Here is a 12,285-nt window from a genome sequence, read left to right on the forward strand (position 1 = left end):
GGATCAGCCGACCACCGCGCCAAGTTTGAAGATGGGCAGGTACATGCCAATGACCATGCCGCCAACCAGCACGCCCAGGATCACCATGATCATGGGCTCGATCAGGCTGGCCAGCGCATCGACTGAGTTGTTCACTTCCTGCTCGTGGTATTCGGCCACCTTGAACAGCATGGCATCCAAGGCGCCGGCCTCTTCGCCGATAGCCACCATCTGGATGACCATGTGCGGGAACAGGTTGGTCTGCTTCAGGGACATGTTGACCGGGTAGCCCACGGCCACGTCGTCGCGCACGCGCAATACCGCTTTTTCGTAAACGGTATTGCCGGTCGCGCCTGCCACCGTCTCCAGCGCCTCGACCAAAGGCACGCCGGCCTTGAAGGTCACCGCCAAGGTGCGCGAGAAGCGCGCAATGGCGGAGTTGTGCATGATCTGGCCAATGACCGGAACCTTGAGGATGAGTCGGTCGAGTAAATGCTGGAACGCCAGTGAGCGCTTCTTGAAGTAGATGAAGGCGAAAATGGAGCCGGCTACCGCGAACAGCATGATCCACCAATACGACACCATGAAGCGCGAGGCTGCAACGATCATTTTGGTGAAGGCCGGCAGGTCAGCCCCGAAGCTCTGGAACACCTGTTCAAACTGCGGCACCACGAACACCAGCAGAATCGCACTGACGATCAGGGCCACGGCAATGGTCATGGCCGGGTAGAACATGGCCTTCTTGATCTTGCCCTTCAGGGTTTCTAGGTTTTCCTTATAGGTTGCGATGGTGTCCAGCACCGTCTCCAGTACGCCAGCGCCTTCACCTGCACGCACTAAGTTGCGGAACAGCTCGTCGAACTGCACCGGGAACTTGCTCACTGCCTCGTAAAGGGACGAACCACCCTCGACGTCTGTCTGCATGTCCTTGACCATCTTCTTCATGCGCGCGTTCTTGTGGCCGCTGCCAATAATCTCCATCGACTGTACGATCGGGATGCCCGACTTCATCATGGTCGCCATTTGGCGGCTGAAGAAGGCGATCTCCTTGGGAGTAATGGGCTTCCCAGCGCTGCCAAACAGGGGCTTGGGCTTGGGCTTGACCACGGTGGGCGTAATTCCTTGGCGGCGCAGCTCGGCACGCAGGAAGTTCACGTTCTTCGACTGCTGTTCACCCTTCATCTTGACGCCGCGCTTGTCGTTGCCTTCCCAGACAAACGTCACCAGCTGGTTCGTGTTGCGAACCGCGGGATCGACTTTCTTCATTGCGCTACGGGTCACGGCCATCTTCAACTCCCCAAGGCCGGCATCCCCACGCCAGCGGTCATGGCGCATGGTAACGGGTAATTAAGGCCAGCGGTATTCGCCACTGTGACGGCCCGCAGGGTTTAGGAACTACCGTACAAGCCTTCCCATAGGAGCGGGCCTGGCCCGCGATGCCCGTACCGAATACCCGGAAACCAACAGTATCGCGGGCCACGCCCGCTCCTACAGAGTCAGTCCTTGGTGACGCGGTTGATCTCGGCCAGGCTGGTCACGCCTTGGCGAGCTTTGCTCAGCGCCGACTGACGCAGGTCGCGCACCCCGGCACGCTGGGCTGCCTGCGCTATCTGCATGGCATTTCCACCCTCCAGCACAATGGCAGCAATCTCGTCGCTCATCGGCATGACCTGATAAATGCCGCTGCGGCCCTTGTAGCCTTCGGTGCACTCTTCGCAGCCCACGGCCTCATAGAGGTTGATGCCAGCATTGATTTCGGCTTGGCTGAAGCCCTCGGCCAAAAGGGCGTGCGCCGGCAGGTCCACCAGCCGCTTGCACTTGTTGCACAGGCGCCGGGCCAAGCGCTGCGCGATGACCAAGGTGACCGAACTAGTGATGTTGTAAGGCGCGATACCCATGTTCATGAGGCGGGCAATGGTCTGGGGGGCGTCGTTGGTGTGCAGGGTACTGAGCACCATATGGCCAGTCTGAGCGGCCTTGACCGCAATTTCGGCGGTCTCTAGGTCGCGGATTTCGCCAACCATGATGATGTCCGGGTCCTGGCGTAGAAAGCTGCGCAGCGCGGCAGCAAAGGTCATGCCACGCTTGGTGTTTTGCTGTACCTGGTTCACTCCGGGCAATCGGATTTCCACGGGATCTTCGACTGTGGAGATATTGCGAGTCTCGTCGTTCAGTATACCCAGGGCCGTGTACAAGGACACCGTCTTGCCGCTGCCGGTCGGGCCGGTGACCAGCACCATTCCGTAGGGCCTTTGGATGGCATCCTCGAACAGTTTCTGCTGATCGGGCTCGTAGCCCAGTTTTTCGATGCCCAGCTTGGCGGCACTGCCGTCTAAAATACGCAGCACGACTTTTTCACCGAACAAAGTCGGCAGCGTGCTAACGCGGAAGTCAACCTGCTTGGTCTTGCTAAGATTCAACTTCATGCGCCCGTCCTGTGGCACCCGCTTCTCGGCGATATCGAGCTGAGCCATAACCTTGAGCCGCGCCGTGATGCGCATATTGAGCTTTACAGGGGCCTTGGCCACCTGCTTAAGGATGCCATCAATGCGCTGGCGCACGCGGTAATCGGTTTCATATGGCTCGAAATGAATATCCGAGGCGCCTCGCTTGATCGCATCTACCAGCATTTTGTTGACAAACTTGACGACCGGCGTGTCGTCTTCTTTTACGCCACTGCTTTCACTGGCAGGGCCGTCATCTTCACCGCCCGAGATGTCCAGCGACTCCATGCCGTCGTCGTCGCTGTTGAAAGCGTCATTCAAACTCTCGGTCAGGTTGGACCACTGCTCGAGGGTGCGGCGAAGCGAGTCCTCGTCCACAAGGATCGGCTCTACCACGAGGTTGGTATGGAACTTGATCTCGTCGAGGGCATTAGTGCGGGTAGGGTCAGACACTCCGACAAATAGCTTATTGCCACGCTTGAACAGCGGCAGCACCTGATGTTTGGCCAACAGCTCTTCGCTGATTAGCTTCAGCGCCCCATGGACGGGGTCGAATGCGTTGACGTCGAGTAACGGCATGCCAAACTCAATTGCATTGGCAGCGGCCATGTGCGCAGAGCTGACGAGCTTTTTCTCTGCGATCCACTGGGCCAAAGGCACCTTGGCTTCGCTCGCACTTGTCATCGCGGCCCGTGCAGCGTGTTCGTCCAGTGCTCCGTCGGAAACCAGGCGGCGCGCGATACCCGTGATACCGACCAAGTTTGGAGAATTAGCAACGACGGCATTCATGCGTTTGATTCCTGGTGGCTGGGTACAATCTCTGGTGCTTAAAGCCATCTAAGGCGCAAGCAGCCTAAGGCGCAAGTAGCGCGCCAATCCGAACTCTAGCGCATGCGCGCTGCTATGGCCTACTACCTGACTAATCGCTCAGCTAAACGACGAATCGGCAGGCGGTCCGCAGTGGCAGATTTATTGAACCCACTGGTCCGTGCAGGGAGCCAGTATCAAGCGCTTCCAGGTTTATGCGATCAGAGAACCATGCCTCAATTTGCACTGCGGCTCGATCGTAAACCATCGAAGGCTGGTGTGCGGGTGAACATATATGCTCCTTCGGAGGCCCGGCCTCCGTAGGGAGTGTCGTGGGTGCTCACTTTATAACAATCGCTATCGACAGCTTGCTGGCACGTGCTTTGCCAGACCGGCGATCGTAGTACAGGCCCACTGTAGTTGGTCGTCTGTGTTGGCCTGTGTCGGCGTGTACCTGAGTACCGGGGAGACAACTGCACCGGTGTTCTTGGTGGTCACTGTTATCTCGCCTGTTACCGCAGTTATTGTCACTGATGCAACGTAAGCGTTAGTGGCCGTCGATGGATTGAACGCCCAAGCGACATTTGCGGAAGTGACATTGGCAAGGCGGCCTCGGGCGACGGCTGCTTCAACGACGGCCAGCTTGGCCGAAGAGGCCATGCCTACGCCTTCTGCCACTTTGGCTCGAATTGTGTAGTCCTGATAGGCAGGCAGCGCGATGGCAGCCAAAATTGCGATGATGGCGACAACGACCATCAGTTCGATGAGGGTAAAGCCTCGAATATCCGCTTTCATAAAATTGCCCCCTTGGCCGCTTATCCATCTGCCGCGCTTGTAACGATTGCCGCCGAGCGGGAGACGGTCGGCACCACCCGCAGCGTAGCTCGTAAATAAACGCAATTACCATGCCAGCGCTGGACTGCAAATCACGTGCCGCGTCTATCCCTGACTAAGCACAATTTTGCTACATGCAAAAAAACCCCGGCCTAAGCCGGGGTCTTATGCAAACAGATCAGACCGGGGCAATTAGCGGCAGTTGGCCGGCACGTGCTTTGCCAAGCCAGCCGTAAATTTGCAGGTCCACTGCAGCTGGTCATTCACTGTTGCTTGAACCGGCGTAAGCGTAAGGACAGGTGCAACAGCCGCACCAGTGTTCTTAGTGGTGACCGTTACAACACCGGTGACCGGAGTGATGGCGACAGAAGCGACGTAGGCATTGGTGGCCGCCGACGGCGTGAAGGTGTAGCCGGAGTTGGCAACGGTAACGTTGGCCAAACCGCCTTGAGCAGCCGCGGTCTCTGCGACAGCGAGCTTGGCAGCGGAGGCCATCGAAACGGCTTCCGTCACCTTAGCGCGGATGGTGTAGTCCTGGTAAGCCGGCAGAGCGATGGCGGCCAGGATGGCGATGATGGCGACAACGATCATCAGTTCGATGAGGGTGAAGCCCTGCATGTTCTTCTTCATGGGTGAAACTCCTGATTGGCTTGATTAATGGGACACAAGCCCCGTGTCCCATATTGGTATGGACCGTGGGCGCCGTGGTTGACGTGCCACGTGCACGGGGATGATCGCAGGAAGCGTGCCAACTACTTTTTCTACCCCCTCGGCTCAACTCTGCGTCGACAACCCTTCCGTTTCCGGAAAGATCTGCGCTTATGGCCATTACCCCGTGACCCGTTGCGTCAGCAAGTGACGTTTTGGGTCAGATTTCAGGTCTCCATAACGGGCCAACCTTGACGACGGTCACGCTCGGCAGCTTTTCGCCCCCTTATTCCATTCCCAGTTTTTTCAACTTGTAACGCAAGGCCCGAAAGGTGATGCCCAGTTGCGCGGCGGCCTTGGTCTTGTTCCAGCGGTTGTCTTCCAGCGCCTTCTGGATCGCCGCCCGTTCCAGTTGCTCTATGTAGGAGGGCAGGGCGCCGGCGCCGGGGTCTATGCCGGCGAGCGGGGCCTCGTCGGCCAGCGCGGGCACCTCGACCGGGGCGCCGCGGCCGCCGTGGCCATTGCCTTGGGGCAGATGCAGGTCGGGCGCATCGATGGTGTCGCCGTCGGCCATGGCCAGGGCGCGTTCCAGGATGTTTTCCAGCTCGCGCACGTTGCCCGGGAAGGAGTAGCCGGCCAGGGCGGCAATGGCCGCGGCGGTCATGTGCGGGACGCTGCGGCCGTGGCCTGCGGCCAGGCGGTCGAGGATGGCGGTGGTCAGCTCGGGCAGGTCGCCGGTGCGCTCGCGCAGCGGCGGCACCCGCAGTTCGATCACGTTGATGCGGTAATAGAGGTCGTGGCGGAAGCGGCCGTCGTTGGCCAGTTCGCCCAGATCCTTGTGGGTGGCCGAGAGGATGCGCACGTCCACGGCGACCTCGCCCGAGGCGCCAACCGCGCGCACGGCCTTTTCCTGGATGGCGCGCAGCAGCTTGACCTGCATGGACAGCGGCAGCTCGGCGACTTCGTCCAGGAACAGGGTGCCGCCGTTGGCGGCCTGGAACAGGCCGGTCTTGTCGGCATGGGCGCCGGTGAAGCTGCCCTTCTTGTGGCCGAAGAACTCGCTTTCCATCAGTTCGGCCGGGATGGCGCCGCAGTTGACCGGCACGAACGGCCCGGCTACGCGCGCACCCTGCTCATGGATGGTGCGGGCAACCAGTTCCTTGCCCACGCCGGACTCGCCGAGGATGTAGACCGGGGCCTGGCTGCGGGCGACCTTGGCGATGGTGTCGCGCAGGGTGCCCATCGCGGCCGAACTGCCGCGCAGGCGGCTGGCGTGTTCCGGTGGAGCGGGCGGGGGCGGGGCGCGTTCGGTGTTGTTGAGTTCCAGGGCGTGCTTGACCAGGCCGCGCAGCACGCTGATGTCGACCGGCTTGCTGACGAAGTCGAAGGCGCCGGCCTTAAGTGCCTCGACCGCCAGCTCGACGTTGCCGAAGGCGGTGATCATGGCCACCGGGATGTGCGGATAGTTGCGGTTGATGTCGCCAACCAGCTCGATGCCGTTGCCGTCGGGCAGCTGCATGTCGGTGAAGCAGAGGTCGTAGCGGTTGCGGGTCAGCAGCTCGCGCGCTTCGCCCAGGTTGGCGGCAGTGTCGATGCGCAGGCCCATGCGGCCCAGGGTCAGGGTGAGGAGTTCGCGGATGTCGCGTTCGTCATCCACGATCAGGGCGCTGCGGTTTTCGCTCATTCTTTAGCCTCGGATTGCCCCTGTTCCCGAAGTGTAGCGGTTTGCGGGGGGTTGTAGGAGCGGCTGCCAGGGCGCGTTTGGCTGGCAGGTCCGGGCTTGCCCGGACGCCCTGGGCTCGACCGAAGCCCAAGCATCCGAGCGAGCTCTGACCTACAAGGGCAGGCATCCCCCGCCGTGGCGTGGTGCGGGCGCGATCAGGCGGGCATCAGCGTATGCGGTGCGGCCAGGGTGATGCGGAAGCAGCTGCCGCCGCCCGGTACGGCGACGTGTTCCAGGGTGGCCTGGTTGGCGCGGCACAGTTCGCGGGCGATGTAGAGGCCCAGGCCGGTGCCGTGTTCAGAGGTGGTGTAGAACGGGCGGAACAGCTGCGCCGCCACGCCTTCGGGAATGCCGGGACCACGGTCCAGCACGTCGATCATCGGGCGCTGGTCGACCAGGAACACGCGCAGCCGCACGCGGGCCGGCTCGCCGGGCAGGCGGCCGTAATACAGCGCGTTCTGGACCAGCACCGTCAGTACCTGCTGCAGGTGGCGCTGGTCCATCAGCCCGTGCACAGGCTTGCCGCCGATCACCGTTTCCAGGCTGTCGGTCTCGATCGACATGTTCTGCTGGTACTCGGCCACGAACTGGCGCACATAGCCGTTGAGGTCGAGGTTCTCCGGGCTGGCGCGCTCGCGCCGGGCCAGGCTGAGCACGCTTTCGACGATTCCGTTGGTGCGCTGGCACTGCTGGTGGATGATCTGCAGCAGGCGACGGTCGCCGTCGATGATGCTCTTGGATTCCTCCAGCAGTTGCACCGCGTAGTTGATCGCCGCCAGCGGGTTGCGGATCTCATGGGCCAGGCTGGCCGAAAACCGGCCCAGGGCGGTCAGCGTCAGCGATTCGGCACGACGCGAGACCACGCTGGTGTCGTCCAGGAACACCAGCGACAGCTCGCTGCCAGCCAGCAGGCGGGCGAAACGCGGTTGCACCTCGGGCTGGTCGGGCGACAGTTGCAAGGCGCTTTCGTCGCCCTGCCAGCCGTTGCGCCACTGGTCCAGCCGGCGGGCCAGCTCGGGCGCGACCTGCGGCAGGTGGATGCCACGGCCGTCGGATTCGCCGTCGCCGCCGTCCCCCAGCAGCAGCGAGGCGGCCTCGTTGGCCAGGCGGATGCGGTTGCCGGCGTCGACCACCAGCACGCCGGTGCGCATGCGGCGGATGATCAGTTCGTTGACTTCGAACAGGTTGGCCACCTCGGCGCCGCGCTGGTCGGCCAGGGCCAGGCTGGAGCGCTGGCGCTGGCCGGCCTGGCTGGCGAGCAGGCCCACCGCGGCGTAGCTGATCGCGAACATGATGACTTCGGCGACCGGCCGGTCGGTGACCTGCTTGGTGAATACTTCCACCAGGAATTCGAGGATCACGGCCACCGGGGCAGCGGCTGCCACCGCGAAGCCCAGCCGCATCGGCAGCAGCAGGCAGGCGGCGGCGACGTTGAAGAGCAGCAGCATGGCGATGCCGGCGGTGGCCTGCGGCACGGCATAGGTCGCCAGGCAGGCGACCAGGATGTCCACGCCCACGCCGACCAGCAACAGCGGCACCAGCCAGCGCTGCTGCCGGCCCAGCAGCATCATCGCCATGGCGAACAGCAGGTAGAAGCCGGTGACCGCGGTACCCAGCCCAGGTGCCCGCAGCTCGCCCAGCACCCCGGACAGCGGGCTGAACATCAGGCCGGCCAGGATGCCCGCTTCGAGCACCCGGTACAGGGAGAAAAAATAGAGTTCGCGCCCGGGAGCGGATTCGATGTGGGCGATGATCGAGTGGCGCTGCGTCAAGCGGGGGATTCCCGACGGCGGAGCCCACAGTATAAGGAGTGTTCCTCCCGACCGGCCGGTCTACGCCCAAGGTCGGTTTTGCACCGCAGCACCCGGTGGGGGACAATGGGCGGCCCATCCACGCCCTCCGGCCCGCCCGGACCTTCGCGTGCGATGTGTTCTGTTCCTCCCTCAAGGTGATGCATGAACTTCCACGAATACCAGGCGAAGCAGTTGTTTGCCGAATACGGCATTGCAGTGCCGGCCGGGCGCATCGCGCGCACGCCGGATGAAGCGGTCGAGGCCGCCAAAGCCATTCCCGGCGACCTCTGGGTGGTCAAGGCCCAGATCCACGCGGGTGGCCGCGGCAAGGCCGGTGGCGTCAAGCTGGCCCGGACCCTGGACGAAGTGAAGCAGTACGCCAAGGCGATGCTGGGCACGAAGATGGAGACCTACCAGTCCGCTGGCGTGGCCCTGCCCATCGACACGGTGCTGATCTCCGAGGGCACCGACATCGCCAAGGAGCTTTACCTCTCCGTGCTGGTCGACCGCGCCAGCCAGGCCATCACCTTCATCACCTCCAGCGAGGGCGGCGTCGACATCGAGACCGTCGCCAAAGAGACGCCTGAGAAGATCCAGACCCTGGACGTCAACTTCGTGCAGGGCCTGCAGCCGTACCAGACCCGCGAAGTCGGCTTCAAGCTGGGCCTGACCGCCAAGCAGGTCAACCAGCTGAGCAAGATCATGCTGGGCCTGTACAAGCTGTTCAACGAGAAGGACCTGGCCCTGGTGGAACTCAATCCGCTGGCCATCCTCACCAACGGCGACCTGGCCGTGCTTGATGGCAAGGTCAATTCCGACGACAACGCCAGCTTCCGCCACCCCGACCTGGTGGCCATGCGCGACAAGGCGCAGGAAGACGAGACCGAAGTGCTGGCCAGCGAGCACGACCTCAACTACGTGACCATGGACGGCAACATCGGCTGCATGGTCAACGGCGCGGGCCTGGCCATGGCCACCATGGACGTGATCAAGCTGAGCGGCGGCGAGCCGGCCAACTTCCTCGATGTGGGCGGCGGCGCCACCAAGGAACGCGTGACCACGGCATTCAAGCTGATCCTGTCCAGCGACAAGGTCAAGGCGATCTTCGTCAACATCTTCGGCGGCATCGTCCGCTGCGACATGATTGCCGAAGGCATCATCGCCGCGGTCAAGGACGTGGGCGTCAAGGTGCCGGTGATCGTGCGTCTTGAAGGCACGAATGTCGAAGCGGGCAAGGCGCTGCTGCGCGAGTCCGGCCTGGACATCATCACCGCTGACGACATCAACGATGGTGCCCGCAAGGCGGTTGCCGCCGTTGCCCAGGCGGCCTGATCCACATCATGTAGCAGCGGCGTGAGCCGCGACCGTGACCCTGGCGTCTTCCGGAAAATTCCGCAGGACGTGACGTTTTCCGGCCGCAGCTTGCGCAGCTCCTACGAAGCACAAGGATTTAAAAATGAGCGTTTTGGTCAACAAGAACACCAAGGTCATCGTGCAGGGCTTCACCGGCCAGCAGGGCACCTTCCACGCCACCCAGATGGTCGAATACGGCACCAAGGTGGTCGGCGGCGTGACCCCCGGCAAGGGCGGCACCACCCACATCGAACTGCCGGTGTTCAACACCGTGCGTGAAGCGGTCGAGGCCACCGGCGCCGACGCGTCGGTGATCTACGTACCACCGCCGTTCGCGGCCGATGCGATCCTGGAAGCAGCCGAGGCCGGCATCAAGGTCATCGTCTGCATCACCGAAGGCATCCCGGTGCTGGACATGCTGCGGGTCAAGAACACTTTGAAAGGTTATCCCGACACCACCCTGATCGGGCCCAATTGCCCCGGCATCATCACCCCGGGCGAGTGCAAGATCGGCATCATGCCGGGCCACATCCACCTGCCGGGCAAGATCGGCATCGTCTCGCGTTCGGGCACGCTGACCTATGAAGCGGTCAAGCAGACCACCGACGTGGGCCTGGGCCAGAGCACCTGCATCGGCATCGGCGGCGACCCGATCAACGGCGTCAACTTCGTCGACGCGCTGAAGCTGTTCAACGAGGATCCGCAGACCGAAGGCATCATCATGGTCGGCGAGATCGGCGGTTCGGCCGAGGAAGAAGGCGCTGCCTACATCAAGCAGTACGTCAAGAAGCCGGTGGTCGGCTTCATCGCCGGGGCTTCGGCGCCGGCCGGCAAGCGCATGGGCCATGCCGGCGCGATCGCGTCGGGCGGCCAGGGCACGGCCGAAGGCAAGTTCGCGGCGATGGAAGCGGCGGGCGTGGTCACGGTGCGTTCGCCCGGTGACCTGGGCGCGGCGATTGCGAAGCTGGTGAAGAAGTAGAATCGCGTCTGGTACGCGCTCACGAAAGGCCGCCGCGTGCGGCCTTTCGTTTATCCGGAGTCCGCATGAGCAACACCCTACGCATCGCATTGGCCCAGTTCGACTTTCCGGTCGGTGCGGTCTACCAGAACGCCGAACGCATCGCCGCGATGATCGCCGAGGCGCGTGACGTGCAAGGCGCCGACCTGGTCCTGTTCCCCGAGCTCGCCATCAGCGGCTACCCACCGGAAGACCTGCTGATGCGTCCCGGCTTTCTTCGCGATTGCGAACTCGCGCTGCAACAGGTGGCCCGCGCCACCCAGGGCATCGTGGCGGTGGTGGGCTGGCCGCAGTCGGCCGGCAGCGTGCTCTACAACGCCGCCAGCGTGCTGCGCGATGGCGGGGTGGAGACGACCTACCGCAAGCGCGAGCTGCCCAACTACAACGTGTTCGACGAGCGCCGCTATTTCGACGTCGACCCCGATGGCGGCGCCTGCGTGTTCGAGGTCAAGGGCGTGCCGGTGGGCCTGGTGATCTGCGAAGACCTGTGGTTTGCCGAACCACTGGCCGAAACCCGCGACGCCGGCGCGCAGCTGGTGCTGGTGCCCAATGCGTCGCCGTTCGAACGCGACAAGCACGCGCAGCGTGATGCATTGTTGGCACAGCGCGTGAGCGAGACCGGCATCGCGCTGGCCTACCTCAACGTGGTCGGTGGCCAGGATGCACTGGTGTTCGATGGCGCCTCGGTGCTGGCCGATGGCGATGGCCTGGTGCATCCGGCCGCGCGTGCGTTCGAGGACCACTGGCTGCTCGCCGATTTCGATGCCGCGACACGCAAGTTCACCGCGCTGCAATGGCCGCAGGACGGCGATGAAGGCCGCGATGCGCTGGCCTGGCGCGCGGTGGTGCGCGGCACTCGCGACTATTGCCTGAAGAACGGTTTCGCGAAGGTTTGGCTGGGCCTGTCCGGTGGCATCGATTCGGCCCTGGTGCTGGCCATTGCCGTCGATGCGCTGGGCGCCGACAACGTCACGGCAGTACGCCTGCCTTCGCGTTACACCGCCGACCTGTCCAATGACCTGGCGGCCGAACAATGCGCCACGATGGGCGTGAAGATGGAAAGCATTGCCATCGAGGCGCCGTTCAAGGGATTCATGGAGGCATTGGCGCCGCTGTTCGCCGGGCGCGATGCAGATACCACCGAAGAGAACCTGCAGTCGCGCAGCCGTGGGGTGATCATGATGGCCCTGTCGAACAAACTGGGCGGACTGCTGCTGACCACCGGCAACAAGAGCGAGTACGCGGTCGGCTACGCGACCATCTACGGCGACATGTGCGGCGGCTATGCACCGATCAAGGACCTGTACAAGACCGAGGTGTTCGCGCTGGCCCGCTGGCGCAACACGGTGGGCGGTACTCCCGTCATTCCCGAGGCGGTGATCAGCCGGCCACCGTCGGCTGAGCTGCGCGAAAACCAGACCGACCAGGATTCGCTGCCGCCCTATGACGTCCTGGACGCCATCCTGCTGCGCTACGTCGACCAGGAACAGTCGCGCGACGAGATCGTCGCCGCCGGCTTCGAGGCTGGCATGGTCGACCGCATGCTGCGACTGGTGCGGATCAACGAATGGAAACGCCACCAGGCGGCGCCCGGGCCGAAGGTGTCGCGGCGTGCTTTCGGCCGGGAACGGCGCTATCCGATCAGCAACAAGTATCCGGGGTGAGCACCGACAGCCTCCGGCCTGC

Annotated in this window: 9 protein-coding genes; 3 read left to right on the forward strand and 6 right to left on the reverse strand. The window is 63.2% G+C overall.

Annotated features, from left to right (window positions below; genetic code table 11):
- Window positions 1–3: 3 nt before the first annotated feature.
- From DT603_RS04410 to DT603_RS04435, 6 genes are all read right to left on the reverse strand, one after another.
- On the reverse strand, window positions 4–1,266 hold the full coding sequence (locus DT603_RS04410) for a type II secretion system F family protein (protein ID WP_162348635.1): 1,263 nt from the start codon (window positions 1,264–1,266) through the stop codon (window positions 4–6).
- A gap of 209 nt (window positions 1,267–1,475) precedes the next feature.
- On the reverse strand, window positions 1,476–3,212 hold the full coding sequence (pilB, locus tag DT603_RS04415) for a type IV-A pilus assembly ATPase PilB (RefSeq protein ID WP_162348636.1): 1,737 nt from the start codon (window positions 3,210–3,212) through the stop codon (window positions 1,476–1,478).
- 375 nt (window positions 3,213–3,587) lie between these two features.
- On the reverse strand, window positions 3,588–4,025 hold the full coding sequence (locus DT603_RS04420) for a pilin (RefSeq protein WP_162348637.1): 438 nt from the start codon (window positions 4,023–4,025) through the stop codon (window positions 3,588–3,590).
- 231 nt (window positions 4,026–4,256) lie between these two features.
- Window positions 4,257–4,694, reverse strand: coding sequence for a pilin (locus tag DT603_RS04425; protein WP_162348638.1), 438 nt, complete (start codon window positions 4,692–4,694; stop codon window positions 4,257–4,259).
- Between the two features lie 304 nt (window positions 4,695–4,998).
- The gene (locus DT603_RS04430) at window positions 4,999–6,396 is read right to left on the reverse strand and encodes a sigma-54-dependent transcriptional regulator (RefSeq protein WP_162348639.1); all 1,398 of its coding nucleotides are present in this window, start codon (window positions 6,394–6,396) and stop codon (window positions 4,999–5,001) included.
- Window positions 6,397–6,590: 194 nt separating this feature from the next.
- On the reverse strand, window positions 6,591–8,207 hold the full coding sequence (locus DT603_RS04435) for a sensor histidine kinase (RefSeq protein ID WP_162348640.1): 1,617 nt from the start codon (window positions 8,205–8,207) through the stop codon (window positions 6,591–6,593).
- A 183-nt stretch (window positions 8,208–8,390) separates the two neighbouring features.
- Between DT603_RS04435 and sucC the strand changes: the two genes are divergently transcribed.
- The 3 genes from sucC to DT603_RS04450 all read left to right on the forward strand — a co-directional run bounded on the left by sucC (window position 8,391) and on the right by DT603_RS04450 (window position 12,263).
- Window positions 8,391–9,560, forward strand: coding sequence for an ADP-forming succinate--CoA ligase subunit beta (gene sucC, locus DT603_RS04440; protein ID WP_162348641.1), 1,170 nt, complete (start codon window positions 8,391–8,393; stop codon window positions 9,558–9,560).
- A 124-nt stretch (window positions 9,561–9,684) separates the two neighbouring features.
- Window positions 9,685–10,560: a succinate--CoA ligase subunit alpha gene (gene sucD, locus DT603_RS04445; RefSeq protein ID WP_162348642.1), complete on the forward strand. Its 876-nt coding sequence runs from the start codon at window positions 9,685–9,687 to the stop codon at window positions 10,558–10,560.
- Between the two features lie 65 nt (window positions 10,561–10,625).
- On the forward strand, window positions 10,626–12,263 hold the full coding sequence (locus tag DT603_RS04450) for an NAD+ synthase (protein ID WP_162348643.1): 1,638 nt from the start codon (window positions 10,626–10,628) through the stop codon (window positions 12,261–12,263).
- The last annotated feature ends 22 nt before the right edge of the window (window positions 12,264–12,285 follow it).

It is taken from the genome of Pseudoxanthomonas gei (assembly GCF_010119615.1).
Lineage (GTDB): Bacteria > Pseudomonadota > Gammaproteobacteria > Xanthomonadales > Xanthomonadaceae > Pseudoxanthomonas_A > Pseudoxanthomonas_A gei.